The organism is uncultured Tessaracoccus sp., assembly GCF_947255005.1.
GTDB lineage: Bacteria > Actinomycetota > Actinomycetes > Propionibacteriales > Propionibacteriaceae > Arachnia.
Map to the genome: position 1 here is coordinate 23,431 of NZ_CAMYFI010000013.1, position 26,310 is coordinate 49,740.

At 64.9% G+C, this 26,310-nt stretch carries 24 protein-coding genes and 1 tRNA gene; 11 read left to right on the top strand and 14 right to left on the bottom strand.

The window, feature by feature from the left end; genetic code table 11:
• The first annotated feature begins 5 nt into the window (after positions 1-5).
• The 7 genes from Q0X61_RS04635 to Q0X61_RS04665 all read left to right on the top strand — a co-directional run bounded on the left by Q0X61_RS04635 (position 6) and on the right by Q0X61_RS04665 (position 8,248).
• Positions 6-1,079, top strand: coding sequence for an SH3 domain-containing protein (locus tag Q0X61_RS04635; RefSeq protein ID WP_297740829.1), 1,074 nt, complete (start codon positions 6-8; stop codon positions 1,077-1,079).
• A 66-nt stretch (positions 1,080-1,145) separates the two neighbouring features.
• A complete protein-coding gene (pgi, locus tag Q0X61_RS04640; protein ID WP_297740831.1) occupies positions 1,146-2,819 on the top strand; it encodes a glucose-6-phosphate isomerase in 1,674 nt (557 codons plus the stop codon).
• Positions 2,812-3,429: a vancomycin high temperature exclusion protein gene (locus Q0X61_RS04645; protein WP_297740833.1), complete on the top strand. Its 618-nt coding sequence runs from the start codon at positions 2,812-2,814 to the stop codon at positions 3,427-3,429. The genes pgi and Q0X61_RS04645 overlap by 8 nt, the downstream gene beginning before the upstream one ends.
• Before the next feature lie 180 nt (positions 3,430-3,609).
• Positions 3,610-4,137, top strand: a complete 528-nt coding sequence (locus Q0X61_RS04650; protein WP_297740835.1) for an NADPH-dependent FMN reductase — start codon at positions 3,610-3,612, stop codon at positions 4,135-4,137.
• A gap of 253 nt (positions 4,138-4,390) precedes the next feature.
• Positions 4,391-5,404 (top strand): LacI family DNA-binding transcriptional regulator, encoded by a 1,014-nt coding sequence (locus Q0X61_RS04655; RefSeq protein WP_297740837.1) that lies wholly within the window; start codon positions 4,391-4,393, stop codon positions 5,402-5,404.
• A 104-nt stretch (positions 5,405-5,508) separates the two neighbouring features.
• On the top strand, positions 5,509-6,780 hold the full coding sequence (locus Q0X61_RS04660) for an oligosaccharide MFS transporter (protein WP_297740839.1): 1,272 nt from the start codon (positions 5,509-5,511) through the stop codon (positions 6,778-6,780).
• 7 nt (positions 6,781-6,787) lie between these two features.
• On the top strand, positions 6,788-8,248 hold the full coding sequence (locus tag Q0X61_RS04665) for a glycoside hydrolase family 32 protein (protein WP_297740841.1): 1,461 nt from the start codon (positions 6,788-6,790) through the stop codon (positions 8,246-8,248).
• Between the two features lie 145 nt (positions 8,249-8,393).
• On the opposite strand, the gene Q0X61_RS04670 is transcribed toward Q0X61_RS04665, so the two are convergent.
• Positions 8,394-9,731 (bottom strand): UDP-glucose/GDP-mannose dehydrogenase family protein, encoded by a 1,338-nt coding sequence (locus tag Q0X61_RS04670; RefSeq protein WP_297740843.1) that lies wholly within the window; start codon positions 9,729-9,731, stop codon positions 8,394-8,396.
• A 65-nt stretch (positions 9,732-9,796) separates the two neighbouring features.
• Here Q0X61_RS04670 and argS point away from each other — a divergent pair, with 65 nt between their 5' ends.
• On the top strand, positions 9,797-11,431 hold the full coding sequence (gene argS / locus Q0X61_RS04675) for an arginine--tRNA ligase (protein ID WP_297740845.1): 1,635 nt from the start codon (positions 9,797-9,799) through the stop codon (positions 11,429-11,431).
• Between the two features lie 137 nt (positions 11,432-11,568).
• Here argS and ppgK read toward each other — a convergent pair whose 3' ends face one another.
• Genes ppgK through Q0X61_RS04695 form a run of 4 tightly spaced genes read right to left on the bottom strand, consistent with a single transcriptional unit; the run spans position 11,569 to position 17,011 of the window.
• On the bottom strand, positions 11,569-12,339 hold the full coding sequence (gene ppgK / locus Q0X61_RS04680; RefSeq protein WP_297740847.1) for a polyphosphate--glucose phosphotransferase: 771 nt from the start codon (positions 12,337-12,339) through the stop codon (positions 11,569-11,571).
• Entirely contained in the window at positions 12,336-13,739 is a 1,404-nt protein-coding gene (locus Q0X61_RS04685; protein WP_297740849.1) for a PH domain-containing protein, read from the bottom strand. The genes ppgK and Q0X61_RS04685 overlap by 4 nt, the downstream gene beginning before the upstream one ends.
• Entirely contained in the window at positions 13,739-14,248 is a 510-nt protein-coding gene (locus Q0X61_RS04690; RefSeq protein WP_297740851.1) for a PH domain-containing protein, read from the bottom strand. The genes Q0X61_RS04685 and Q0X61_RS04690 overlap by 1 nt, the downstream gene beginning before the upstream one ends.
• A gap of 24 nt (positions 14,249-14,272) precedes the next feature.
• Positions 14,273-17,011 (bottom strand): FAD-binding and (Fe-S)-binding domain-containing protein, encoded by a 2,739-nt coding sequence (locus Q0X61_RS04695; RefSeq protein ID WP_297740853.1) that lies wholly within the window; start codon positions 17,009-17,011, stop codon positions 14,273-14,275.
• A gap of 88 nt (positions 17,012-17,099) precedes the next feature.
• Between Q0X61_RS04695 and Q0X61_RS04700 the strand changes: the two genes are divergently transcribed.
• From Q0X61_RS04700 to Q0X61_RS04710, 3 genes are all read left to right on the top strand, one after another.
• Positions 17,100-17,174, top strand: a tRNA-Gly gene (locus Q0X61_RS04700).
• Between the two features lie 89 nt (positions 17,175-17,263).
• Entirely contained in the window at positions 17,264-17,395 is a 132-nt protein-coding gene (locus Q0X61_RS04705; protein ID WP_297740855.1) for a hypothetical protein, read from the top strand.
• The gene (locus Q0X61_RS04710; RefSeq protein ID WP_297740857.1) at positions 17,392-18,048 is read left to right on the top strand and encodes a DUF3800 domain-containing protein; all 657 of its coding nucleotides are present in this window, start codon (positions 17,392-17,394) and stop codon (positions 18,046-18,048) included. The genes Q0X61_RS04705 and Q0X61_RS04710 overlap by 4 nt, the downstream gene beginning before the upstream one ends.
• 243 nt (positions 18,049-18,291) lie before the next feature.
• On the opposite strand, the gene Q0X61_RS04715 is transcribed toward Q0X61_RS04710, so the two are convergent.
• From Q0X61_RS04715 to Q0X61_RS04755, 9 genes are all read right to left on the bottom strand, one after another.
• Positions 18,292-18,657 carry a TadE/TadG family type IV pilus assembly protein gene (locus Q0X61_RS04715; RefSeq protein ID WP_297740858.1) on the bottom strand — a complete coding sequence of 122 codons (366 nt, stop codon included), beginning with the start codon at positions 18,655-18,657 and terminating at the stop codon, positions 18,292-18,294.
• A 218-nt stretch (positions 18,658-18,875) separates the two neighbouring features.
• Positions 18,876-19,736 carry a MetQ/NlpA family ABC transporter substrate-binding protein gene (locus Q0X61_RS04720; RefSeq protein ID WP_297740860.1) on the bottom strand — a complete coding sequence of 287 codons (861 nt, stop codon included), beginning with the start codon at positions 19,734-19,736 and terminating at the stop codon, positions 18,876-18,878.
• 100 nt (positions 19,737-19,836) lie between these two features.
• Positions 19,837-20,502 carry a methionine ABC transporter permease gene (locus Q0X61_RS04725; protein WP_297740862.1) on the bottom strand — a complete coding sequence of 222 codons (666 nt, stop codon included), beginning with the start codon at positions 20,500-20,502 and terminating at the stop codon, positions 19,837-19,839.
• Entirely contained in the window at positions 20,502-21,497 is a 996-nt protein-coding gene (locus Q0X61_RS04730) for a methionine ABC transporter ATP-binding protein (protein WP_297740864.1), read from the bottom strand. Before Q0X61_RS04730 ends, Q0X61_RS04725 begins: the two co-directional genes overlap by 1 nt.
• Before the next feature lie 117 nt (positions 21,498-21,614).
• Complete coding sequence (locus tag Q0X61_RS04735; RefSeq protein WP_297740866.1) at positions 21,615-22,205, bottom strand: type II toxin-antitoxin system PemK/MazF family toxin; 591 nt, start codon at positions 22,203-22,205, stop codon at positions 21,615-21,617.
• 36 nt (positions 22,206-22,241) lie between these two features.
• Positions 22,242-22,823 carry a hypothetical protein gene (locus tag Q0X61_RS04740; RefSeq protein ID WP_297740868.1) on the bottom strand — a complete coding sequence of 194 codons (582 nt, stop codon included), beginning with the start codon at positions 22,821-22,823 and terminating at the stop codon, positions 22,242-22,244.
• Positions 22,820-23,989, bottom strand: coding sequence for a M20 family metallopeptidase (locus Q0X61_RS04745; RefSeq protein WP_297740870.1), 1,170 nt, complete (start codon positions 23,987-23,989; stop codon positions 22,820-22,822). The genes Q0X61_RS04740 and Q0X61_RS04745 overlap by 4 nt, the downstream gene beginning before the upstream one ends.
• Before the next feature lie 62 nt (positions 23,990-24,051).
• Positions 24,052-24,912: a phosphoserine phosphatase SerB gene (gene serB, locus Q0X61_RS04750; RefSeq protein WP_297740872.1), complete on the bottom strand. Its 861-nt coding sequence runs from the start codon at positions 24,910-24,912 to the stop codon at positions 24,052-24,054.
• 16 nt (positions 24,913-24,928) lie between these two features.
• Positions 24,929-26,305, bottom strand: coding sequence for a S1C family serine protease (locus Q0X61_RS04755; protein WP_297740874.1), 1,377 nt, complete (start codon positions 26,303-26,305; stop codon positions 24,929-24,931).
• Positions 26,306-26,310 lie beyond the last annotated feature (5 nt).

Sequence of the window (26,310 nt, forward strand, 5' to 3'; positions counted from 1 at the left end):
TGAGGTTGGAGGAACAGCGCCCCTCGATCGAGCACATCGACGCGCTTGAAAGCCAGCGCGGGCCCCAACGTGGGTCGCGCGTGGCGAAGGCGTCGTGGGCTGTTGCGGCTGTGGTCGTCACGGGGATCCTCGTCGGATCGTTCGCGTTTGAGCCTGCCGTGCAGGGCGCCGCAGATACCACCGACCCCACCGCAATTCCCATCTCTCGCGCGGAGCGCACCTCCGGCGCCGACCGAGGCGCCCAGCGCCGCCCCCTTGCCGCACGCGCGACACCAACCCCCACGCCGAGCGCGCCCCCGTCGAGCAGCGCACCCCGCGACGTTGCCTCGTCGCCCAGCGTGTCGCCGGCAGCCAGCTCGCGCGAGGCAGCGTCTCCGACAGCTTCAGCCACCGCCGCCGCACCGAAGAAGGCGACACCGTCGTCGAGTGGGAAGCCGTCGGCCACCCGCTCGACCCCGGCGGTTCCCAGCCTTGGTGAGGTCGTCGGCTCGCGGTGGACGACCGCGACGGTGAACGTGCGCAGTGGCCCCGGCGTCGACTTCGCAACGCTGGTCACCCTCGCCTCCGGCACACGGGTGCAGGTGACGAAGGTCGTTGTCGACGGTCGGTGGCAGCAGGTGCTCGTCGACGGAAAACCAGGGTTCATCGCGAACAAGTTCCTCGCCGAGAAGGCTGTGGCGCCCACGCAATCCGCCTCGCCCAAGCGCGAGAGAAGCGTTGCTCAGGAGCCGTGCAAAGCCACGGTGAGGGGCGAGCAGGGCCTCACGGCACGCGCTGCCGGTGTGCTCAGGGCCGTGTGCAACGAGTTCCCCAACGTGACGAGCTTCGGCGGGTGGCGCAACGATTCGGGCTCCTATCACAGCCAGGGCCGAGCTATCGACGCGATGATCTCGGGCGAAGCAGGCTGGGAAGTGGCCAACTGGGCACGAAAGAATGCGTCCAAGCTCGGCATTACCGAAGTCATTTACGCACAGAAAATCTGGACCGTCCAGCGCGCATCTGATGGCTGGCGCTCCATGTCCGACCGTGGCAACGACACCGCCAACCACTACGACCACGTGCACATCACTGTCCGCTGAATCTGACTGGTGCGATAGTCGGCGCCGCCGGCCCGATCAGTTCGCTAAGGCAATAGGCTGGGTGGCATGAACAAGCCCATTGATGCCACCACCACGCCCGCCTGGGCCAAGCTCACCGAACTCAAGCAGCAGTTCGCGCCAGACCTGCGCGGCTGGTTCGCAACCGACCCCAATCGTGCGGCCAAGTACACCTTCGACGTGGCCGACCTCCACGTCGATTTGTCGAAGAACTTCCTCACCAACGAGGTGCTCACCGCGCTCGTCGAACTCGCGGAGCAGGTCGACGTCCCCGGGCGCCGCGACGCCATGTTCGACGGCGAACGCATCAACGTGACCGAGAACCGCTCCGTGCTGCACACCGCGTTGCGGCTGCCTGCCGGCGTGCAGCTTGAGGTGGACGGGCAGGACGTCGTCGCGGACGTGCACGACGTCCTGCGTCGCATGGGGGAGTTTTCCGACGAGGTCCGCTCCGGCGCGTGGGTGGGGATCACCGGCAAGCGCATCGAGACCGTTGTGAATATCGGCATCGGCGGCTCCGACCTCGGGCCGGTGATGGTCTACGAGGCCCTGCTACCGTACAAGCAAGATGGGCTGGCATGCCGGTTCGTCTCCAACATTGACCCGTCCGACGTGTACGAGAAGACGGCCGATCTCGACCCCGAGACCACGCTGTTCATCGTCGCGTCCAAGACGTTCACGACGCTGGAGACCCTCACCAATGCACGCCTGGCGAAAGCCTGGCTGCTCGACGCGCTCTCCAAGCAGGGCGCCATTGACGGCAGCGACGAGCAGCGTCGCGAGGCTATTGCGAAGCACTTCGTAGCGGTGTCGACGGCGCTCGACAAGGTGGCTGACTTCGGCATCGACCCGGCCAACGCATTCGGCTTCTGGGACTGGGTGGGAGGTCGCTACTCCGTCGACTCCGCAGTCGGGCTGTCGGTCATGATCGCCATCGGGCGCGACGAGTTCCAGAACTTCCTAGGCGGCTTCCACGCCGTCGACGAGCACTTCCAAACCGCGGAACCAGCCCGCAACGTGCCGCTGCTCATGGGCTTGCTGAACATTTGGTACGTCAACTTCTTCGATGCCCACTCGCACGCGGTGCTGCCGTACGCGCAGTACCTCCACCGCTTCGCCGCCTATCTGCAGCAGCTCACGATGGAGTCGAACGGCAAGTCGGTGCGGTGGGACGGCACGCCGGTGACCTCGTCGACGGGTGAAATCTTCTGGGGCGAGCCCGGCACGAACGGCCAGCACGCCTTCTACCAGCTCATCCACCAGGGCACCCGCCTCATTCCGGCCGACTTCATCGCCGTCGCCAACCCTGCCCGCCCGCTGCGTGACGGCGACACCGATGTGCACGGGCTGTTCCTCGCGAATTTCTTTGCGCAAACGGCGGCGCTCGCCTTCGGTAAGACGGAGGACGAGGTACGCGCCGAGGGCACGGCGGAAGAGATCGTGCCCGCGCGCGTGTTCGCCGGCAACCGGCCCACGACGTCCATCCTCGCGCCGGCGCTGACTCCGTCGGTGGTGGGCCAGCTCATTGCGCTCTACGAGCACATCACGTTCGTGCAGGGCGTGGTGTGGGGCATCGACTCGTTCGACCAGTGGGGTGTGGAGCTCGGCAAGAAGCTGGCGCTCGAGATTGCTCCCGCGGTGAACGGCGACGAGGCGGCGCTGGCCAAGCAGGATGGCTCCACGCAGGCGCTGGTCTCGTGGTACCTCGCGAAGCGTGCTTGACAAGGTACGCAAGGGCATCGGCTGGGCCCTGATCGTCGGGGTCCTGCCGGTGCTGGGCGCCCAGCTGCACACTATCGGCGCATCGTGGGGGAGGGTGTACGACGCGGCAGGTGCGCCGTCGAAACGCGACGTGCTCGTGCTGGGTGCGAAAGCTGCTCGAGGCGGCCCGTCCGCGTTTCTCGCGGCGCGGCTCGACCTCGCCGTTGAGTTGTTCCGACGGGACATGGCGCGCCGCATCATCGTGAGCGGTGACGGCAGGGCAGAGGCCAACAATGAGCCACGCGTGATGCGCGAGTATTTGGAGCGGCGAGGGGTGCCGTCGGGGATCATCGTCGAGGACCCGAAAGGCCTCGATACCTACGATTCCTGCTTTCGTGCCCGCGATATCTACGGTGCGGATGCGGTTGCCGTAGTCACGCAGGATTTCCATGTGCGACGAGCGGTGACGGTCTGCCGTGCGCTCGACGTGGATGCGTGGGGTGTGGCGGATCAGTCTGTGGCCGGGCGCTGGCCGCTGGTGTGGGGCAGGGCCGTGCTGCGTGAGAGTCTCGCCAACGTCAAGATGGAGCTCGATCTTCTCTCCGGCCGTCCTCCTGCCGCTGGGGGCTGAGAAGTCGGGCTTTGGTGGTTGAGCCGCAGCCGAAGGCGGCGTGTCGAAACCTGGCCGGGCTCCGGTGGTTGAGCCGGCCCGGAGGGCCGAGTCGAAACCACTACTTCTGCAATAGGTGTCTCTGGGCCAGCCGTGCTACAATCAAGTTGAAATATCAACAACAGAAAGCGTCTACACATCATGGCTCTCAAACTCATCGTCACCAGCACTCGTGATTCTCGCGTAGGAGACGCGATTGCGCAGCGCATTGCTCCCGTCATCGCAGAAGGTGCAGGCCGGGAAGTGGACGTGCTCGACCTCGTCGACGTGAATCTCCCGCTCTCGAATGAGCCCCAGATGCCGAGCCTGGGGAACTACCAGCATGCGACAACGAAGGCGTGGGCGGAGATGGTCGCCAGCGCGGACGGCTTCGTGTTCCTGACCCCTGAATACAACGGCTTCTTCACTGCAGCTGCGAAGAACGCCGTCGACACGGTGTATGCCGAATGGGGCGGCAAGCCGGCAGGCATCGTCGGATACGGGTTTGGGGGAGCCAACAGAGCGGTGCCGTTGCTGGCGCAGCTGCTGACCAACGTCAATCTCGAGGTCGTTGAATCCTCCGTGCAGATGCCGTTCGGTGACGCACTAGGCGAGGACGGCCTCGACATCGATGCGCTCGTCGCCCCACACCTCGATGCGCTGCGTGTTCTGGGAGCCCAGCTCGCGTAACAACGCCGCCGGTCGCGGGCCTTCCGCAGATGGTTGAGTAGCAGGCGAAGCCTGCGTATCGAAACCGGTCCGGGATGATTTCGATACGTCGCTGACGCGGCTACTCAATCATCGAGGGTGCGCGTGGGCGCTACTCAATCATCCGGGTGAGGTGCCCCGATGGTTGAGCCAGCCCGAGGGGCCGTGTCGAAACCATCACCAGACGGAGACGCCGCGCCCCCGTACCGAAGCCTGGCCCAAGTAGAGTGTCTGCGTGCCGAAACGTACGACGCTCGCAGACATCGCTCGCGCAGCCGAGGTCTCAGTGGCGACCGTCAGCATGGTGCTGAATCGTCGCGAGGGGTCGAGGGTGTCTGAAGCGACGGCGGAGCGCGTGCGTCGTGCCGCTCGTGAACTGGGTTATGTGCCCGATGTTGCGGCCCGCACGCTACGTACAGGCCGCAGTAAGGTGCTGGGGTTCATCTCCGACGAGGTGACGGTCACGCGCTTCGCGTCAGGCATGGTGCGCGGCATCCTTGAAGGTGCCGACAAGCACGGTCACGGCGTCATGATCATGGAGATCGATCACCGCGCCGAGCGGCTTGAGCAGGCGGTGCGCACGTTGCGGGCCAGGCGCGTCGACGCGCTCCTCATCGGGTTCATGGCGTCACGTGAGATTGAGGTGCCGCTGGGTGACTGGGCGGTGCCGCTCGTCGCGGTGAATGGAAGCGTGCCAGGCGCGACGAGTGTGCTCCCAGATGAACCCGCTGCTGGGCGGGCGTCCGTCGAGTATCTGCTGCGGCACGGGCATCGTCGGATCGCCATGGTAGGCCATCATCCAGCGCCGCAGCCGACGTCGCTGTCAGTCAATATTTGGCCGCGTATGCAGGGGATCGACCAGGCGATGGCGGACGCCGGGCTCGATTTTGTTGCCCGCCACGACGGCACCGATTGGGAGCCGCCGCTCGGCTATGAGGGCACGTTCAATGTGCTCAATGCGGAGCCGACGGCGATCCTGGCCGCCAACGACCGCATAGCGTTCGGTGTTTATCAAGCGCTGCAGGAACGAGGGCTTCGGGTTCCCGACGACGTCTCGGTGATGTCGTTTGATGACGAGGAACTTGCTGGGATGCTGCGCCCGGGGTTGACGACGCTTCGACTGCCGTACAGCGAAATGGGGTCCATGGCCGTGGATATAGCGCTCGGTCACGCCCCGCATCTTGTGGGGCAACAGCAGTGCTTGCTCCCTCTCGGGCTCGTGGAGCGCGACTCCGTGCAAACAATCTGACCCCCCTGTCGCAACAAAAGCGGAGCGTGTTATCTTCGTGCTTAATCGTTTAACCCAACGAGTCAGCAATAGCGCCGACGCGCAATGATGCAAGGGATGATGCAATGTCAACGTTCAAAGAGACGCTGAAGAAACCGGCATACGCCTTCGGGTCAGTCACGCTCTTTCTTTTCTTCGCCTCCTGGGGAATATGGTGGTCGTTCTTTCAGATTTGGCTGACGAGCGATAGCGTCGGTTTGCAGTTGTCTGGCGAACGCGTCGGCACGGTGTACTCGATTAATGGCGCCGTCACGATGGTGTTGATGATCGTGTACGGCACCATCCAAGACAAACTTGATCTCAAGCGCACACTGACGATCGCAGTGGCGTCGGTGATGGCCCTGATCGGTCCGTTTGCGACGTGGGTGTACCTGCCGCTGCTTCAGTCCAATTTCCTCCTTGGCGCTGCTCTCGGAGGAATCGTGCTCTCGGCGGGCTTCATCGGAGCATTCGGCTTGTTTGACGCATTCGTCGAACGCATCAGTCGCCGACATGGGTTCGAGTTCGGACAAGCTCGCATGTGGGGGTCAGCGGGCTATGCCGTTGTTGCTCTCATAGCGGGATTCATGTTCACGGTGAACCCGGCCATCAACTTCTGGATTAGTTCGATGTTCGGTTTGGTGCTGCTGCTCGTGCATCTCTTCTGGTATCCAGATCGTAACGACGAGGGATCCGCTGTCGAAGAAGTGGCCGTCACGCCGTCGGTACGAGAGATGTTTGGCCTCCTCAAAGACCGAAACGTGTGGGCAGTGATCGTTGTCGTGTTCTTGTCGTGGACCTTCTACACCGTGTTCGATCAGCAGATGTTCCCTGACTTCTACGTCTCGCTGTTCTCCACCGAGCAGATCGGACAGCAGACGTACGGCGTTCTCAACTCGGTGCAAGTATTTCTTGAGGCAGCCATGATGGGTGTAGTTCCGCTGGTGCTGCGTAAAGTCGGCGCTCGTAACACTCTGCTGCTCGGCATCTGCGTGATGTTCGTGCGGATCCTCGCCTGCGGACTCTTCCACGATCCAATCCTCATCTCCAGCGCCAAGATGATGCATGCGCTCGAGGTGCCGTTGTTCGTGCTCGCGATGTTTAAGTATCTCAATCTGCACTTCAACCCGGCTTTGTCAGCGACGCTCTACCTCGTTTGCTTCAACCTCGCCTCGCAGCTGGGCAACGTCACCTTGTCCAACCCGCTAGGTCAGCTCCGTGACTCGATCGGTTACCAGAACACCTTCCACGTCATCGCCGGTGTAGTCGCCGTCGCAGCGATCTGGGCGTTCTTCGTATTGAAACCCGACAGCAAAGCCGTCCAACCCGTCGGCGACTCCGAACTCAAGAAAGCGTGATGAGCACATGACCAACGAACTCGCAGCAGCTGCTGCAGCCAACCGCATACTCGAACAGTCCCTCAACAAGCGCTGGTACCCGACGTTCCACATCGCGGCGCGCGCAGGATGGATTAACGACCCCAACGGGCTCTGCCACTTCAACGGGCGTTACCACGTCTACTTTCAGCACTATCCGGCGAGCACGCAGTGGGGGCCGATGCACTGGGGGCACGTCTCCAGCGCGGATCTCGTGCACTGGCGCCACGAGCCGATCGCGCTCGCGCCCAGCGCCGAAGAAGATTCGGGGGGCGTCTGGTCGGGATCGGCCGTGGTCGTCGACGACGTGCAATACGTGTTCTACACCGGAAACCAGTGGGAGGGTGACGGCGACGGGGACGCGAAGATTCAGCGCCAGATGCTCGCGACGTCCACTGATGGCATTCACTTCGAGAAGCAGGGTGTGGTGATCGAGGCGCCCGGCTATTCCGATTTTCGGGATCCCAAGGTGTGGCGCATGGGCGAGCGTTGGCACATGATCGTCGCAGCCAGCTCGAAGGAGGGTCGCGGCCAGGTGTGGCATTACATGTCGGATGACCTGCGTCAGTGGGAATTCGACCGTGTGATTTTTGAAGATCCAGACCCCGACGTGTTCATGGTCGAATGTCCAGACCTCTTCGAGCTCGACGGGCGCTGGGTGCTGATCTATGGGCCCATGACCACGCGTCGACCCTCCGGCTACGCTTGCCGCAACGGCCACAACGCTGGATATGTCGTCGGGCGCTGGGAGCCAGGCGCGGAGTTCGTGATCGAGGAGCCCTACCGGCCCCTCGACTGGGGGCACCATTACTACGCGCCACAGACCATGGCCACGCCCGACGGGCGGAGGGTTGCGTTCGGCTGGATGGGCGGATTCACGCTTCCGCTCGCGAGCCAGGCTTCCGACGGGTGGAGCGGGCAGATGGCCTTGCCGCGAGAGCTGCGGCTCGATGGGGATGGTCGGCTGATCGCAACCCCCATCCAGGAGTTGGAGCAGCTTCGTCGAGATTCACGCGACTGGGGGGAGGCCACGCTCCAGGCGAACGAAGATCTGATGCTCGCGTCCGACGCGGCAGCCGTCGAAGTGGAACTGGAGGTCGACCTCGAGGCGAGCTCAGCCGAGCAGATTGGGCTGTTGGTGCACGCGACGCGCGACGGGCGAGGCACGTGGGTTGGCTACGACGACCAATCTCGCCGAATCGTGCTCGACAGGCGGACCGTCGTGGATCGTGGCGTGCGCTCGGCGCCGTACGAAGGGGGCGGTGTATTGAGGTTGCGCGTGTTTGTAGACCGGGGCTCGGTTGAAGTATTCATCGGCGACGGTGCGGAGAGCCTGTCGTCTCTGAGCTTCCCCAGCGACGGGCCCCGTGCAGTCGTGCTCTCTTGCACCATGGGCGACGCCACAGTGAACCGTATCCGAGTGCATCAGCTCGACAGCGGCTGGGAGTGATCGCGGCCTTCAGCTAACCCAATATCCACACGCGTTGCTCGAAACAGCCCAAAATGGCCGATTTCAGCAAACGCGTGTGGATATTGGGTTAGTTTGCCGTTTGGCTCCGATGGTTGAGCCGGCCCGAAGGGCCGTGTCGAAACCATCACCAGACGGAGACGCCGCGTCCCATGCCGTAGTAGTTCCAGCCGGCGTCGCTCCATTGCTTCGGGTTGAGCACGTTGCGTCCGTCGACGATATTGGGGGAGCCCACCTTCTGCAGCAGCTCGGCGGGGTCGAGGCTGAGGAATTCCTTCCACGGGGTGAGCAGCATCACCACGTCGGCGCCGCGCACGGCGTCGTCGACGGTGTCCGGCACGGTGAGATCGGGCCGGCGTCGGCGCAGCTCGGGCCCCGCCGCAGGATCGTAGATCTGCAGTTCCGCACCGCGCGCCCACAGCCGGGTGGCGATGTCGAGGGCAGGGGAGTCTCGGAGGTCGTCGGTTTCGGGCTTGAACGTGATGCCCAGCACCGCCACCTTTTTCCCGACGAGGCGGCTACCCACCGCATTCTCTGCCAGTTCGACGGCAGCGTCGCGACGCCGCAGATTGATGCCGTCGACCTCCCTCAGGAATCCGAGCGCATCGCCCACGCCGAGCTCGCCAGCGCGCGCCATGAACGCGCGGATGTCCTTCGGTAAGCAGCCTCCGCCGAAGCCGATGCCTGCTTGCAGGAACTTCGAACCGATGCGGTCGTCGTAGCCGATCGCCTCCGCCAAGCGCGTGACGTCGCCGCCGGTGGCCTCGCAGAGCTCGGCCATGGCGTTGATGAATGAGATCTTCGTCGCGAGGAACGAGTTGGCCGCTACCTTCACGAGCTCCGCGGTGGGATAGTTTGCGACGATCAACGGCGTGCCGGCGGCCAGCGGCTTGGCGTAGCACTCGTCGAGCATCGTCTTGGCCTGCTCGCCCACGGCTCGATCTTCGGGGAGACCATAGACGATCCGGTCGGGGGTGAGCGTGTCCTCCACCGCGTGGCCCTCCCGCAGGAACTCTGGGTTCCACGCCAGGATGAGGCGTTTACCGCTCGTCGCCAGGCGCTCGGACACCCGCTGCGCCGTGCCCACCGGCACCGTCGACTTACCCGCGACGAGCACAGGCTCATCGCCGTTGGGTTCAGCGTGGCTGACGATAGTTTCGACGGCGGCGTCCACGTACGTCATATCGGCCGCGATGTGTCCCTGCCGTTGCGGGGTACCCACGCCGATAAAGTGAATCTGCGCGTCGGCGATCTGCGTCGGATCCGTGGTAAATCGCAGGTTCTTCCCGACGTGACGCTCCAGCAGTTCGGGTAGCCCTTCCTCGTGGAAGGGGGCAATGCCCTGCGACAGCTTGGCGATCTTCGCTTCGTCCACGTCGAGCCCCACCACGTCGTGGCCCAACTCCGCCATGCAAGCCGCATGCACCGCGCCAAGATACCCGCAGCCGATCACAGAAATACGCATATCCCGCACTCTACCGGCGTGGGTGGCATTGGGCGTGGCGCCTCGTCGGTGCCAGAATAGCCGGCATGGAATCCTTGCCTGCACAGCTCGATGCTCGCTTGCGCGCCCTCACCGGCGTCGACCCGGAAATGCGCCCCGCCACCAAACCCCAGTTTGGGCACTTCCAGTCGAATGTGGCTTTGCGCCTGGCGAAGCAAGAGGGCAAACCGCCACGCGAAGTCGCGGCTAGCCTCGTCGATCAGCTTGACGTTGCTGATCTGTGTGAGCCCTTGGAGATTGCCGGGCCGGGATTCATCAACTTCCGGCTGCGCCCTGAGGTGCTGGCGGCGGCAGCGACGGAGATCCTCGAGGACCCGAAGCACGGGCTGAGCGTCACGGATCACCCGCAGCGCATCGTCATCGACTACTCGGCGCCGAACGTCGCCAAGCAGATGCACGTCGGACACCTGCGCACGACGATCATCGGCGACTGCTTCAATCGCGTATTCCGCGCACTCGGCCACGTCGTCATCGCGCAGAACCACATCGGCGACTGGGGCACACAGTTCGGCATGCTCATCGAGCAAGTGCTGTTCGAGGGTATCGACGCAAGCCAGCTCACGTTGCCGGAAGCCGACGCGCTCTACAAGCGTGCTGCCGCGCACTTCAGGGATGATGAAGAGTTCGCGACGAAGGCCCGCGCCCGGGTGGCGATGTTCCAGGGCGGCGATGAGGAGTCGCTGTCGATTTGGCGCCAGCTCGTGGACATCTCCAAGCCCGCCTTCAACGAGGCCTATCGCCGTCTAGGCGTGCTCCTCACCGACGACGACCTCGCAGGCGAGTCCACCTACAACGACGACCTTCCCGTGCTCGTGAAGGAACTCGAGGAATCGGGAGAAGCTGTCATCGACGACGGCGCACTCTGCGTGTTCGTCGAGGGCATCGACGCGCCCATGATCGTGCGGAAATCCGACGGCGGATATGGCTACGCCACCACCGATCTGGCCGCCATTCGCCGCCGGGTGCGTGAGCTTCATGCCGACCGCATCATCTACGTCACCGACGCCCGCCAGGCCGGGCACTTTCATCAGCTGTTCGCCGTCGCGCGCAAGGTGGGGTTCCTCCCCGAGGGGGTCATCGCCGAGCACGTCGGTTACGGCATGGTGCTGGGCGAGGATGGCAAGCCGTTTAAGACCCGCGACGGGTCTGCCGCGACGCTGTCGTCGCTGCTCGACGCCGCCGAAGAGCAGGCAGCCCCGAATATTGCGTTGGCGGCTATCAAGTACGCCGACCTCTCCAACGGGCTGCAGAAGGACTACGTGTTTTCCGCCGAGCGCATGGTGCAAACCAACGGCGACACCGGCCCCTACCTCCAGTATGCGCACGCGCGCATCTGTCAGATCCTGCGCAAGGCCGAGGCTGAGGGCATCGGGCATGGCGCCGTCACGCTGCTCACCGAGCCTGCCGAGCAGCAGCTCGCGCTGCTGCTCACGCGCTTCGGGGAGGTCGTGGACGAGGTGGCCGCCGAGCTCACACCCCACAAGCTGTGCGGCTACCTGTACGAGCTCGCGGGGGCGTTCTCGACGTTCTACGAGCAGTGTCCGGTGATGAAGAGCGACGACGACGTGCGCGCGTCGCGTCTCGCGCTGTGCGACACCACTAGGCGGGTGCTCGCCTCGGGCCTGGACCTCCTCGGCATCGACGCACCCGACCGGATGTGACTGGCTGCGCGGGGAGTGACTGGCCATCGAGTGCCGCACTCCCGGCCATCGAGTAGGGCCGAAGGCCCGTATCGAGATGCCTCGCGGGGTGTCGATACGCCCGCTTCGCGGGCTACTCAACCACCGGGACGCGGCGGCTAGTGGTCCTCGGGATGGATCTGGGCGTCGGCGGCGGCCATCGCGGCGCCGATGATGCCGGCCTGGTTACGCAACACCGCGGGAACCGCGGGCGTCTTGATATTGAGGTTCGGGCCGAACTTGTCCCAATCCTTCGAGACGCCACCCCCGATGACGAACAGGTCGGGGGAGAACAGCATCTCGACGTGCGAGTAGTAGCGGTGCAGGCGCTTCGTCCACTCCTTGTAGGAGAGCCCCTCCTTATCCTTAATCGACGACGCAGCGCGCTTTTCTGCCTCGTGCCCGTCGATTTCGAGGTGGCCGAGCTCCGAGTTCGGCACGAGCACACCGCGGTGAATGATCGCCGACCCGATGCCCGTCCCGAGCGTGGTCACAATCACCACCCCCTGGTGATTCTTCGCCGCACCGTAACGCACCTCTGCGAGGCCAGCGGCATCCGCGTCGTTCACCAGCGTGATGTCCCGTCCCAGCCGCTCGGTAAAGAACTCGTTGGCATGTAGCCCCGCCCACTTTTGGTGCAAATTCGCGATGAACGGAATCACACCGTGTACCACCGGTGCAGGGAAGGTGATGCCCACGGGCACATCGCCGATGGTGGGGGTGAAGTGGTCGATGATTTCACCGATCACATCGCCAACATTCTTCGGCGTCGACTTCTCGGGCGTGGGGATGCGCAGACGGCTTTGTGTCAGCTCACCCGTGGTGAGGTCCACGGGGGCTCCCTTGATGCCCGAACCGCCAACGTCGATGCCCAAGAATATGCTGCTCATGGCAGCACCTTATCGGGTGCCTGCTCGACGTTCGATCGCCGGGCTGCCCTTGAACGCTGTAGCTCGTCGTGGAACAACTGGCGGGTGTGCGCCGGCTCGAGATGGGAGATGCTCACGTCGGGGGCGCCGTCGATCACCTGCACCTGCACGCTAGCCACTCTCACCAGTCGCTGCAGTGGCCCTTGCGAGATACCCAGCCCCTGCACTCGGGCGTGCGGAACGATCTCGACGTCGTCGCTGAGCAGCGCTCGACGCTGCGCGATGGCGGAATCTTCGACGGCGAACCAACGCCGCCCGAACCACGTCAGCCAGCGTCCGCGCGGCGACTGCTCCCACCACGTGAAGGCCGTGGGGTCCACGTCGGGCCAGATCAGTGCGATCACGTGTCGGGCCTCGTCGAATTTCCCGAACGGCATAACCATGTCGATACCGTCGTTGTTTTGCTCTTCGGAGGCGGCAACCTGGTTGCCGAGCACCGAAATCTTGACGCTCACCAACCCCGCCCAGCGCATGAACAGCGACTGGTGGAGGGAGACGGTCTGCACGCGGGCTGGCCGCAGCGTGGTTTGCACACGGGTGAGCGCGCCTTGCTGAATGCGCAGCCCCTTGCGCGTGCGAACGATCGTGAAGTCCCAGTACTTCAGCAGCGCCTGTGGAATCTGCCACATCACAGCGAGCACCGTCAGCCACAGCCATCCGAGGCCGGCCAGCAGACCGAACGGGCCGAGCGTGATGACCAACAAAATCAGCACCGTCAGCGTGACCCCGAACCCGTACGACAGAAACGCACCCAGCACGATATTGCCGGTCTGCGCCTTATACACCACTTCTTCGACGGCGCCGCCGGGCTGGGCGGGACCCGCGTCGCAGGTAGCGGTGGGTTGGTCATCGTGCTCCATGCGGGCCAGGAGGGTGTCGCGCATGGCTTCCGCTCGGTCGAGTTTGAGGTATCGCAGCGCCTGGCCGCCCTCGCCGCCGACGTCGATCTTCACCTCGGCGAGGCCGAGCAGCCGCGCGATGATGGGCCTAGTGATGTCCACCGACTGCACCTTGGTGAAGTCGATGCGGGTCGTCGACGTCGAAATGAAGCGCTTCTCGATGCGGAACTCGTCGTCGACGACGAATGTGGTGGTGCGCCACTGGACGACGCCAATGAGCAGCGCGAGCACTGCGACGAGGGCGATGCCGCCGAGGACGATCCACAGGATCAGCATGGGCGTCTCATCCAGCTTGATCTCTTCCTGGATGATCATGTTGATGATGAAGCCGACGACGGCGACGGCCACCAGCCACGCGTTGACGAGCCCGGTGAGGGGCGACGGGCGCTCCACCTTGCGGCGCGCCGGAGCCTGAGGTGCGCCGACGGTGGGGGAGGGCGCGTCGGAGAACGGCTGCGACATCAGATGCCCGCCCGCAGGTGTTGGCCGCGGTTGATGAAGCGGTCGCGGATGGCCTCGGCCGCCTCGCGGTCGAGGCCCGGGATGGTGATGCTGCCCGACGACGAAGCCGTCACCATTTGCACGCTGGCTAGGCCGAACATCCGCTCAATTGGCCCCGCGCTCACCTCGACGAGCTGCATGCGTCCGTAGGGCACGCACGTGAGTTCGCGATGCCACAGGCCCTGCGTGACGTACACGTCCTCGTCGCGCTCGGCGTAGCCCCAGCGCTTCCACACCCGCGGTGCCCGGACGAAACGCCAGGTGACGAGCGCGAGCACACCCACCAACGCCACCCAGAAGATCCACGGCATCCGGGCAGCAGATGCAGCGAAGTAGGCGCCGACGAGCATCGCGCCGCCCAGGATCGTCCAGATGATGGCGATGCTGATGAGTTTCACCGTCAGATACTTACGCGAGATCGGTTGCCACTGCTCGGCAGGAGGGGCGAAGAGGGTATCCATCGAAGGCATACGATGAATCCTAGTGAGCCCACGCTAGCCGCGCGATGCGGCCTCCAATACCTCGAGAATATGGACGAACGGTTTCCCGCTCACCCGGCTCATCGCCACCTCGCACGTGAGCGTCGTGGAGGCGTAGGCGTCGAAGGTGCGTGCGTTGATCTCCTCGACGGCGAGCCGAGTCGCAGCAGTGGGAAGTTCGGGGCGCAACAGACCGCGCTCACCGTGGGCCCCGCAGCAGTTCCACGTCGATGGGATGACGACCTCGTCGGCGACGGCGTGCGCAATGGTAACTAGCGCGTCGATGTTGTCGAGGTGGTGATTGGCGCACGACGGGTAGAGCAGCAGTGAGCCGAGTGGCTCCTTGATGGTGAGCTGCGGGAGGATCGTCGTCGCGACGAAGTCGACCACGTCGACGATCTCCGGCAACGGTTCCGAGTACGGCTGCAGCATGGTCTGCAGGGCGTGTGTGCAGGCGGAGGAATCGACGATGATGAGCTGGTTCGCGTGGGGTGAGAGGGCTCGTCGCACCTGCCCGGTCATGGTCTGCTCGCCGAGCCGCATGCCGCGGCTGCTCCACGGGATGCCGCAGCACAACCGCGACGCATTGAGTAGCGTGACGGCGACTCCGGCGCGCGTGCGCAATGCGCTGAACGCGTCGAACACGCCCTCGCCGGGCGCTCCGAGGAGGGTTTGTTGGCACCCGGGGAAATAGGCGGCGACGGCGTCCTCCGCGGTCTGCTCGCGACGGGGGCGCCTGCGCACCTTCGAACCGCCGGTGAGATCGTCGGAGTACGCCCAGACGCTGTCGCCGCCGTAACGTTTACGGCCCAACGCAATGAGCGATCGAGCGATGGGCTGGACGCGTTTGGCCGTAGACATCGCCGTCGAGACGAACGATGTGGCGCGGCCCCAGTTGCGTGCGGCGCGGTCCCAGTTGCGCTCGCTGGCTTCCGTTGTTCTGGCGCTGCGTTGGCGTCGCACGAGTTCGCCGGTGTCAATGCCGAGCGGGCAGGTCACCTGGCACATGCCGGCGGCGGAACAGGTGTCGATGGCGGCGTATTGGTAGTTCTCTGCAACCGCTTCGAGCAGCTCGGTGTCGTGCTGTCGGGCGGCGATTTCGCGCTGCAACACAATGCGCTGCCGGGGCGTGAGCGTGAGCTCGGCTGACGGGCACGTCGGCTCACACAGGCCGCATTCGATGCAGCGGTCGACGGCGTCCGAGATGGTCGGCATGAGTTTCAGGTTGGACAGGTGCGCGTCGGGAGTGTCGTTGAACATCACCCCACGGTTCATGATGTTGAGCGGGTCGAAGAGGTGTTTGATCTCGCGCATGCATTCGTAGAGTTCGACGCCCACCTGCCGCTCGAGGAAGGCAGCCATGGCGCGCCCAGTGCCGTACTGTGCTTTGACAATGCCGTTCTTGGCCAGCACGAGTTTGACGTAGGCTTCCATGAAACGTTTGTACTTCCGTAGCCGTTCGGTGGCCGAGAAACGTTCAGTGAACACGAAATGCAGTGTGCAGTCGGTGAGGTGCCCGGTGATGGCCGGCTGCTGGATGCCGAACCGGGCGAACAGCCGTCGCAGCTCACGGATGGTGTCGACGATGTGCTCACGCGGCACGCTGCAGTCCTCCATCACCAGTGTCGTCGCTGGCGGGCGGCGTCGCGCGAGGGCGACGTGCACGTCGTGGTACAGGTGCGACAAGGGTTGGGCGGGGGCCTCGTCGGTGACGTCGTACACCTCGGGAAGTTCCGCGACGACGTCCCTCACGCTCGCCAGCCGTTGCTCGAGCGCGTCGGGGGTTTCGTCGCGCATCTCCAGCCAGAGGGCTGCATGCTCGTCGAGTTCGAGGTTGGAGATGTTGGTGAGTGCGTCGGGCAGGGACTGGGCCACGCGGAGGGCTTCCACGTCGAACAGTTCGATGGCGTCGAATCCCAGTTCGACAAGGCGTGATGCGGCATCGACGGCCTCAGCGAGCGTGGGGAAGAGGGCAAGGTTCGCGCGGTACGCGGGCAGCACCGGGACGGTGCGCATGGTGGCCTCGGCGATGAAACCGAGGGTTCCTTCACTGCCCACCATGAGTTGTCGGATGATGGCGGACGGTTTGGAGAAGTCGGTGAGCGCGCGGAGCTGATAGCCCATCGCGTTGCGCATCGACCACAGGCGGGCGATGGTGGCGAGCGACTCCGGGTCCTCGCGCAGGCGTCGTCGGAGGATAGCGAGGCCGCCGGCGACCGTCGGTTCTTCCCAGCTGAGGGCGAGGTCAGCGTCGGGTGCCGAGGTGTCGACGACGCGCCCGTTCGGGAGCACTACCACCATCGAATCCACGGTGTGAAACGCGTCTTGTGTCAGCCCGAACATCCGCCCTGTCGCGTTGTTGGCGAGGACACCCCCCAGCGTGGCAGATTGCCCGCTGACCGGATCCGGGCCGAGCCGACGCCCGTGGGGGCGTAGCTGAGCGTTGATAGCCGCGACGGTAGCGCCTGCGCCCGCGCGCACCCGTTCGCCGTCGTCCAGCACCTCGATGTGCCGGAACCGGCGGCGTACGTCGACGAGGATGTCGTCGCTGATGGCCTGCCCGCTCAGGCTCGTGCCGCCGCCGCGCAGCGTGAGCCGACGGCGCTGCTCCCGCGCTTCCGCGAACAGTGCACGGATGTCGTCGAGACCGGATGCGACCACAACTTCCGCAGGGAACTCGAGGAATCGGGACGCATCATGGGAAAGCGCGAGCCGCGTCAACGGATCGGCGCTTCGCAGCATCCCTTCGGTCACAGGCCAAATCCTAGCCCGGGTGGGCGCTGCCTGCAGGGCATGTCTATGGTCGTTGGTAACGCTGCTATGATGATGCGTCGAAGCAATTGCGGACGTAGTTCAACGGTAGAGCGTCAGCTTCCCAAGCTGAATGTTGCGGGTTCGAATCCCGTCGTCCGCTCCAATGAGCAGCAGAATTGGGCAATGGTGTCGACCTCGCGGAATCCGGGTTCAGCGTTTGGTATTCACGCGGACGCTGCTCAAGGAGGGCAGGTGGAGGCCGGTAAGGCTGAGGTTGAGACAACATCGATCAGGCCGCTCGACGACTACCGACGCAACAGGTCGAGCGCCGATGCGCAACAAGTCGAGAAGGCCGTCGCGGCGGACAACCCGGAGGACCAGTGACGGACTACTACGTCTATCTCGACGAGACAGGCTCAGCAGACTACAACAAGAAATCGGGCGAGTATTTCAGCATTGGTAGCGTTGCCTACAAAGGGGAGCATCGCGACCCCCTCTGGAGGGGGTTCCAGCTCCGCACTGATTTGGAGGCTCGTGGGGTTCACTTACCCACGGGGTTCCACGCCGCCGATGACTCGAGAGCGACCAGAAACGAAGTATTCGAGGCCATCAAGCAGTTTCCTCCGATGCGCTTTGATGCCACCCACCTCCTGAAGGAGAACGCCTACGACAGCGTTCGGAAGGAGGGTAAGACGCGCCTCTATCATCTGGCACTGTACCTTCATCTGAAGCACGTCATCCAGCTGCTTGGCGGTGTTGGTGACCGCGTCTTCGTGATCGCCGGTACCATCCATCTCACGAGGGGAACAACGCAGGCAGCCAAGGGGGCACTGGAGGACGTATGTCGGCAAAGTTCCACGCTCAACCGGCCTGTCATCCCGTGCCTATGGGAGGCGAGAACTTCGTGGGGGATACAGGTTGCCGACTACTGCCTTTGGGCGCTCCAGCGAGAAAGCGCAGGCAAGCCATGTCAGTGGTTCCCCAGCGTCGTCAAACCCCTGCAGGCGAGCGATTTCTACCCATGGGGGAGAAAGTAGGAAGACCAGCTATCCCGGTAGGAAAGGCCCCCCTGGGGCTCTTATCACTGGTCTTCTGGATCCAGTATCGCACAGAGAATCTCTACAATCCAGAGTGCGGAGCGCTGCGATCTGCACCCATGGACTGGACTAACGAGAGCACGCCGAGGTGAAGCGGCAAGATAGATCAAGTTCGTGGTTGGTCTACCCGCCACCAACTTGATCTATCTTTCGGTTTGCCGTGGGGGGGGGTGACGAGAAGAGTTAATCGTCCGTGAGACGCTCGGTGGGGGTGGCTGCCTCAGCGCGGATGTCCGTCGGGAAGAACGGCACGACGACGAGCGCTCTCCCGGTGACTGTGGCCGACGTGGTATCGCCGCGACGATGCACCGTCGCCGACACGTCAGTGAGCGACCCGTTGGCGGTGGCATCGTGAGCGGCCTGTTTGCCGGCGGCTTCTGTGGCGCCGTAGGCGGCAGCGGCGCGCGCCGCATCTTGAGCCGCCGCGTGCGCTGTGGTCTGCGCCCACGACATCATCGCCCACTGCACCGCGAGCAAGAAAATGCCGATGACAAGGGGCAGCAGCAGGGACACCTGCACCGACCCGCTCAGCCCTCGTTCATCTCGCATGGCACATTCTTAGCTGATCGCCGGGTCAACTCGCGCCAGAATCGGCGCACTGTGGAAAACTCGTTGGGTTTGGGTGGTGCGTCTCGATCGGCCCTTCGGGCCTACTCGACGGTCGATGAAACCAGCCCGGTGGTTGAGTAGCAGGCGCAGCCTGCGTATCGAAACGCCGAGGGCCGCCCCACGCACGGTGGGACGGCCCTCGAGCGACAAAGGCGCGATCAGCCGGGGATCACGTCGCCAGACGGCCATTCGGACTTGATGAACTCCTTCACCTTGTCAGAGTGGAGCAGCTCGTCGAGCTTCTTCACCCCCTCGTTGTTGTTGTCCTTGCGCCAGACCAGCACGTTGGCGTAAGGGTTGTTCTCCACCTTCTCCGACAGGACGGCCTTCGACGCGTCGAGGCCGGCGGTGAGCACGAAGTTGGCGTTCACGATGGCGAGGTCGATGCCGGGATCGTCCACCATCTGCACCACAACCTCAGGCTGCAGTTCCTCGAATTTCAGCCCCTTCGGGTTCTGTTCGGGCTTCAGGTCGAGCACCGACGATTCCAGGGTGATGTCCTTCAACAGGCCGCCTTCCTGCAGCAGCAGGAGCGCACGCGCCTGGTTGGACACGTCGTTCGTAATGGCGACCTTCGTGCCTTCGGGCACCTCATCGATGGACTTCACCTCGCGGGCGAACACGCGCATGGGCTCGATGTGCACGCCCTCGCCGTGCTCAAACTCGTAGCCCTTGTTCGCCATCTCTGCCTCAAGGTACGGCAGGTGCTGGAAGTAGTTGGCGTCGAGTTCGCCGCTGTCCAGAGTCTGGTTCGGCAGAACGTAGTCGTCGAACTCCTTGATGGTGATGGAGAGGCCTGCGTCCTCGGCGAGGTTGTCGCGCACGTACTCGAGGATCTTCGCGTGGGGCACCGGGCTAGCACCCACGACCACCTCGGTGGCGCCACCCTTCGCGTCGGCACCGCCGTCGCTCGAAGCGGGCTTGGTGCTTCCGTCGGACGAGGCATCGGTACCGCCGCAGGCGGTGAGAGACATGGCGGCTGCCAACGAGGCAGCAACTACAGTAAGAAGCTTTCGCATAGGAATGACTCCTTTGCTCGGGGCCAACAACAAGTTGACCAGTTCTTCAATGCCGGCTTACGCCGGCGCCCCACGGGGTGTGGGGACAACCTAGGGAATTTCAGCGGTGGTCAACCAGCCGCGCCAGCAGTTCGCCAATGAGCTGAATGACCTGCACCACCACAATCAAGATGACGATGGTGATCACCATCACCTCGGGGATAAAGCGTTGGTAGCCGTAGTTGTAGGCGAGGCGTCCCAGCCCGCCACCGCCGACGAGCCCCGCCATCGCGGAGTACCCGACGATGGTGACGAGCGTCGTCGTCATCGCAGCAATCAACGACGGCAGCGCCTCCCTCAACCACACCTTCCAGATGATCTGAATCTTCGACGAACCCATCGCCCGGGCAGCATCCGTCTTGCCCGACGGCACGTCGCGCAGCGCGCTCTCCACCAGCCGCGCGAAGAACGGGATCGCGGCAATTGTGAGCGACACGCTCGCCGCAATCGGCCCGACCGCCGTGCCGACGAGCATCGTCGTGAATCCGATGAGCGACACCATCAAGATGGCGTATGGGAACGACCGCACCACGTTCACGACGACGCCGAGCGCGCCGCCGGCGACGCGCCCCCAGCGGCCAAGCGTGTTGAAGTTGAACAGCGCCACACCTAGAGGCAAACCGACCAGGATCGTGAAGAACCCAGAGATTCCGAGCATCAACAACGACTCCCAAAAGCCCACCTGAATGGCATCCCACATCTGGGGAGTCACAGTAGAGAAGTCCATCAGACCAGCACCTCCTGCAGCTCGGATGTGAGGCACGCGTCGGCGCCCTGCTCGAGGAACAACTGCACCACCCGACGAGGGTCAGTGCCGTCGGGAACCGCGATGCGCAGGTGCGAAAACGTGGTTCCTGCGAGGTGCTCGACGCTACCCGCGATGATCGCCAATTCCGCTCCGACGAGGTTCGACGTATGCGCGATCACCGGGCCAGCCGCCCGCGAGCCGCGGCAGAGCACGTCGACGAGCGTTCCGGGCACATCGTCGTGGTGGGGGATGCCGAGCAGCATCTGGCTGAGCTTGCCGTCGAGGGAGGAGACCACGTCGGTGAGCGGCCCACTTTCGATGATGCGCCCGTGGTCGAGCAGCGACACCGAGTTGCAGATGCGCTTGACCACATTCATCTCGTGCGTGATCACGATCACCGATCGCTCCGGACTGCGCAGGCTCAGGATGAGTTCGAGGATTTCGTCGGTGGTGCGCGGATCGAGCGCCGACGTCGGCTCGTCGAACAGCATCACGTCGGGGTGGGTGGCGAGCGCGCGAGCAATGCCCACCCGCTGCTGCATGCCGCCTGAGAGTTGCGACGGGTACAGCCGCGCGGCATCCGCGAGCCCGACCTGCTCCAACAGCTCCATCGCGCGAGCGTGGCGCTGTGCGCGCGGTACACCGGCGATCTCCTGCGGGTAGGCGACGTTGTTGAGCACCGTGCGCGAATCAAACAGGTTGGCTTGCTGGAACACCAGCCCAATCCGACGGCGTGCCCGGCGCAGATTCCGGTCTGTCGCTCGGGTCAGCTCCTGCCCGTTGATCTGGATGCTCCCCGCGCTCGGGCGCTCCAACATGGCGAGGCATCTCACCAACGTCGACTTGCCAGCGCCCGAGTGCCCAATGACGCCGTGCACTTCGCCGTTATCCACGGTGAGCGACACGCCGTCGAGCGCCAGCACGGTGCGGGATGCACTCACATACTGTTTCGTGAGATCGGTGACGGTGATCAACTGCTGCCTTTCGTTCCCCGCTCATTCAACCAGCCGGGCAGGGGCAGCCCCAACTTTCGTCCAGCGCCAACAAGCGGGGTTCACCCACAGCTGAACGAGCTCTGGGATTCCGACGGGTCACGCCCAGCGCGCGATGGCCTCAGCCACCTCGTCGAAACGCTCGCGATCGAGGACCGCCCCGATTCGGCGCACAGCGTTGGGATCAATGCGTAGAAAACGGTTGACGCGCACCTCGGACGGGCGGCGCTTGCGGTCCCAATCACCGCTGCCAATGTCCACCCAGTACCGCCCGGCGCGCGCCTCCTGCGCCGCGTCGACGTCGTGATCCTTGCTCGTCACCTGCAAGCCGATCAGCCAGTCGCCGTCGCGTCCGATCAGCAGCACGGGGCGATCCTTGCCCTGACTGTGGTCTTCCTCATAGGGCACCCACGTCCACACGACTTCGCCCGGGTCGGGCACACCGTCGACGTGCGGGTCGTACACCGGATCAAGGTGGCCGGTGAAATCGCCGGGATAGGGGTCGCCTGGTGAGGGCGTTTCGGGGTGGCTGCTCTTCTTCGATGGTTTGGGTTCTTGCAAGTCACCGGGGGAGGGGCGGACCGTCGTCGGGGCCGCCTTGGAATGCCTCTGCACCACCCGGCGGCCTTGCTTCGTCGTCGCATGGATGCTGTCCAGCACGAGACGCTTGAGCAGTCTCCTCCAGTTCACGCTTGTCCCCTACTTTCTGCGTCGTCTCACTCGAGGCTAGCGGAAGCGCGGCAGGCGCCCGTAATAGATGGTGCCCGGGCGGGCGTAGCGTGCCGGCTCGTGCGAGCGCACTCGTCGCCACTGCTCGAAATAGCCGCTCACCGGAGGCAAGAACAGCGACGTGCCTCCCACCAGCACCAGTCCCAAGGCAATCAGCCCATACAAGTTGATCAACAGCGCGACGAGCCCCGCCAGCCCCGCTGCGACGAGCGCCCCGACGCGCGCCCAACGTCGCCCATTCCAAGCCTGGAACCCGACGACCCCCGCGGCACCACCGGCCAGTCCGGCGAGCCCGGCGTAGATGAACTCGAGGAACAGCGAGAACCACTTGCCCGGCTCCGGCTCCACCCAGCCGGTGAGGTGCGCGGAAGCGAGGTACGACTCGGGGTGCGCGGCGCGCCACCAGTGCCAGCCGTAGCTCCACGCCACCGCGGCCACCGCGAGATACAGCACGATGGAAGCGACGACGAGCACCGCCGGACGGCGCGGCTCACCCGTGCGAGGGCTGAGGGGAACGTCGTCGCGAAGCTCCTCGATGGGTGGGAGCGTCGCGATCTCTTTCGGCTTGGCTTGCGTCATCCGAGCTTGCCCAGCACCAGTTCGGTGAACACCCGCACGCCATCGTCGAGCACGCCGTCGTCGAACTGCGCGAAGGCCGAGTGGTTGAACGGCGCGGTGGCGGGGTCGAGGTCTTTCGGGCATGCGCTCAGCCCGAAGAAGCAGCCAGGTGCCGCCTCGAGCACCTGCGAGAAGTCCTCGGAACTCGTGAGCGACTGCTCCCAGCGGACGTGACGCTCGGGGCTGAGCACCTGCGCGATGGTGTCCGCCACGTACTGCGTCTCGGTTTCGTCGTTGACGGTCACCGGGTATGGCGGGTGCGACGGGTGCACGTCGGTTCGTAGCCCGTGGGCGTCGCCGATACCGCGGGCGAGGCGCTCGAACCGTTCGATCACCTTGTTCCTGGCCTCGGGGGAGAAGGCGCGGATGGAGGCCTCGAGCCGTGCAGATTCCGGGATGACATTCGCCGACTGACCGGCGGCGATGGTGCCGATGGTGAGCACCACCGGGTCGAACACGTCGAACTGGCGAGTGACCATCGCGTGGGAGGCAGTGATGAGCTCCGCCAGCGCAGGCACCGGGTCGTTCGCCTTGTGGGGAGCGGAACCGTGCCCGCCCTGCCCGGTGTAGCGCACCTCGATGAAGTCGTGCGAAGCCATGGTGGTGCCGGGTTTCGTGGTGAACGTGCCGTAGGGCTCGAGGCCAGCCCAGACGTGGATGGCGTAGGCGGCGTCGATCTTCCGCCCCGCAGCCTCCAGCGCGCCCTCGCGGATCATGTAGCTGGCACCGTTGCGAACCTCCTCACCCGGCTGGAACATGAACAGCACATCGCCGGCGAGCTCGTCGCGACGGGCGCACAACTCACGGGCAGCGCCGATGAGCATCGTCATGTGGAGGTCGTGCCCGCAGGCGTGCATGGCCCCATTCGTCGACGCGTAGTCGAGCCCGGTGGCTTCCTCGACGGGCAGCGCGTCCATGTCGGCGCGCAGCAGCACGACGGGGCGGTCGCCGTCGGAGGGTTTCGTGCCGCGCAGCACGGCCACGACGCTGCTCAGCGATTCGCCCAGCGTGATCTCCAACGGCAGACCTTCGAGCGCTTCCAACACGAGCGCCTGCGTCTTCGGCAGATCCAGCCCAACCTCCGGAATCTGGTGGAATCTGCGTCGCAGTTCGACGAGTTCAGTCACGGGTGCCTCCTTCAACAACGTTTCTTCAGCCTACTCGGCCCCTCGTGCGCCCGGCCTGCGGTTCACTCGGGGAACGCGAAGGCCGCGACGGCGTCAAGCCGGGGGAAATCGACGGCGACGTCCGCCTGCGCCGCAGTCACGGGTTTCGCACAAAACGCGACGCCCAACCCGGCGGTGGCGAGCATCGAGAGGTCGTTGGCTCCATCGCCTGCGGCCACCGTTCGCTCCAGCGGCACGTCGTGAGTGGCGGCGAACCCGCGCAGGTCGAGTGACTTTTGCTGCCGGTCGACGATGCGCCCCTCAACCTTGCCCGTCAGATGCTCGACGCCATCGCGGCGGGCGGTCTGCAGCTGGTTGGCGGCGAAGAAGTCGAGGCCGAAATCGTCAGCAAGTCGGCTGACGAGCTGCGTGAAACCGCCCGACGTGACGCCGACGCGAGCCCCGCGGGCATGCGCGATATCGACGAGTTCCATCGCGCCCGACGTCGGGCGCAGCAAGGGGTAGACCTCGTCGAACACCGTTGCCGGAAGCCCTTTCAAGGTGGCGACGCGCTGGCGCAGCGACTGCTCGAAGTCGAGCTCTCCGCGCATCGCCTGCTCGGTGATGGTGGCCACCTCGTCGCCTTTGCCTGCGTGCTCGGCGAGCAGGTCGACGGCCTCCGTCAACGTGAACGTGGAGTCGACGTCACACATCACGATGCCTGCGTCGTGTGAGACGAGCGCCCCGTCGATGACGCCCACAGCCACGCCGCCTGCGACGGCGCGCAACTCGGCGCGCAGCGCCTCCGGGTCGTCGGAATCCGCGAACGCGTGCACGACATGGCCGAACGCGGCCTCATCAGTGACGACCCGCGTGGGCGCGCACCGGGAAACCAGATCGTCGGAGATGGGGGAGCCCGATGCGAACGTCACGCGAATCTGCATGCCTCGAGCCTATGCGCTAGCGCCTAGGCGCCACCAGTTTCACCTGGACGGTGTGCTCCGTGCCGGCGCGCAGGTAGGTGACGTTCACGCTCTGTCCCACCTGTTGCGCGCGGACGAGCCCCACCAGCTGCGCCGTCGACGACACCTGCCGCCCGCCGATCGCGGTCACCACGTCGCCGGGGCGTAACCCCGCCTCGGCCGCGGGGGAACCGTCGATCACCTCCGCCACCTCAGCACCCATCTGCCCGGTGGTCTGCACGTCGCGCGCGGTGATGCCGATCTGCGGGTACTGCGCCTTGCCGTTGCTGATGAGCTGTTCGACGACGTGCTTGGCCTGGTAGGCGCCGATGGCGAAGCCGATACCGATGTTGCCCGACTTCGTTCCGCCCTCCCGCTCGCCCGAGAGCGACGCGATGGAGCTCGTGATGCCGACGAGCTGCCCCGAGGAGTTCACGAGCGCGCCGCCGGAGTTGCCGGGGTTGATGGCCGCGTTCGTCTGAATCGCGGCGGTGACCACCGCGTCGGAGCCACGGCTCATCGTCGATGGCTGCGAGCCCACCGCTTGGGTGGTGACGGGCCGATCCAACGCAGAGACGATGCCCGTGGTGACGGTGTTCGACAGCCCGAGCGGGTTACCGATAGCCATCACCGGGTCGCCCACCTTGAGCTTCTGCGAATCGCCCCACGCCATCGGCTGCAGGTTCGACGGTGGGTTCACGAGGCGGATCACCGCGAGGTCCGTCGACGGATCGGTGCCGACGAGCTCCGCGTCGTAGGTCTGGTCGCCGAGTGTCACGCGAATCTGCTGCGCGCCGTTCACCACGTGGTTATTCGTGACGATGTTGCCGGCCTTGTCCACCACCACGCCGGAGCCCTGGCCACCGCCGCGCTCGGAGGCCACCTGAATGGCCACCACCGATTTCGACGCGTTGTCTGCCACTGCGGTCCAGTTCGGGTTGCTCGGATCAGCCTGCTGCACCGTCGCGCCGGAACTCGCCCCCTGGGCGGACCCGCCGTCGGTAGCGCTCCCCGACGACGCCACCGCGGCCGGCTGCAGGCCCAGCATGTACTGCGTGGTCAGCGCCGCGGAACCCGCACCGACACCGCCCGCGAGGAGGGTGAGCCCCAGTACACCTGCCACGAGCTTCCCGCCGCCGCGTTTGCGCGGAGCCTCGACGGGGCCACTCGCCGCCGTCGAGGCAAAGGCTGGCTGCTGAGGTTGGGGTTGCTGAAATGGTTGAGCCGGGTAGCTGGGGCTCGCAGGCTGGCCCGGGTAGCCCTGGCTGGGAGACTGGAACCCCGTCGGGTGTTGCGGACGCGGCTGCGGCGCGCTCTCGCCGCCAGGCACAGGCTGATGTGCGTCCCTACTCCAAGGGTTGGGGTTGCTGCTCATGGTTG

What these genes read in the sequence shown, in the direction of transcription:
- Q0X61_RS04740 (WP_297740868.1), bottom strand. Translation starts at nt 22,823, where the DNA reads ATGACGCAAGCCAAGCCGAAAGAGATCGCGACGCTCCCACCCATCGAG.
- Q0X61_RS04660 (WP_297740839.1), top strand. Translation starts at nt 5,509, where the DNA reads ATGTCAACGTTCAAAGAGACGCTGAAGAAACCGGCATACGCCTTCGGG.
- Q0X61_RS04720 (WP_297740860.1), bottom strand. Translation starts at nt 19,736, where the DNA reads ATGCGAAAGCTTCTTACTGTAGTTGCTGCCTCGTTGGCAGCCGCCATG.
- Q0X61_RS04650 (WP_297740835.1), top strand. Translation starts at nt 3,610, where the DNA reads ATGGCTCTCAAACTCATCGTCACCAGCACTCGTGATTCTCGCGTAGGA.
- pgi (WP_297740831.1), top strand. Translation starts at nt 1,146, where the DNA reads ATGAACAAGCCCATTGATGCCACCACCACGCCCGCCTGGGCCAAGCTC.
- ppgK (WP_297740847.1), bottom strand. Translation starts at nt 12,339, where the DNA reads ATGAGCAGCATATTCTTGGGCATCGACGTTGGCGGTTCGGGCATCAAG.
- Q0X61_RS04725 (WP_297740862.1), bottom strand. Translation starts at nt 20,502, where the DNA reads ATGGACTTCTCTACTGTGACTCCCCAGATGTGGGATGCCATTCAGGTG.
- Q0X61_RS04685 (WP_297740849.1), bottom strand. Translation starts at nt 13,739, where the DNA reads ATGTCGCAGCCGTTCTCCGACGCGCCCTCCCCCACCGTCGGCGCACCT.
- serB (WP_297740872.1), bottom strand. Translation starts at nt 24,912, where the DNA reads ATGCAGATTCGCGTGACGTTCGCATCGGGCTCCCCCATCTCCGACGAT.
- Q0X61_RS04670 (WP_297740843.1), bottom strand. Translation starts at nt 9,731, where the DNA reads ATGCGTATTTCTGTGATCGGCTGCGGGTATCTTGGCGCGGTGCATGCG.
- argS (WP_297740845.1), top strand. Translation starts at nt 9,797, where the DNA reads ATGGAATCCTTGCCTGCACAGCTCGATGCTCGCTTGCGCGCCCTCACC.
- Q0X61_RS04715 (WP_297740858.1), bottom strand. Translation starts at nt 18,657, where the DNA reads ATGCGAGATGAACGAGGGCTGAGCGGGTCGGTGCAGGTGTCCCTGCTG.
- Q0X61_RS04665 (WP_297740841.1), top strand. Translation starts at nt 6,788, where the DNA reads ATGACCAACGAACTCGCAGCAGCTGCTGCAGCCAACCGCATACTCGAA.
- Q0X61_RS04755 (WP_297740874.1), bottom strand. Translation starts at nt 26,305, where the DNA reads ATGAGCAGCAACCCCAACCCTTGGAGTAGGGACGCACATCAGCCTGTG.
- Q0X61_RS04690 (WP_297740851.1), bottom strand. Translation starts at nt 14,248, where the DNA reads ATGCCTTCGATGGATACCCTCTTCGCCCCTCCTGCCGAGCAGTGGCAA.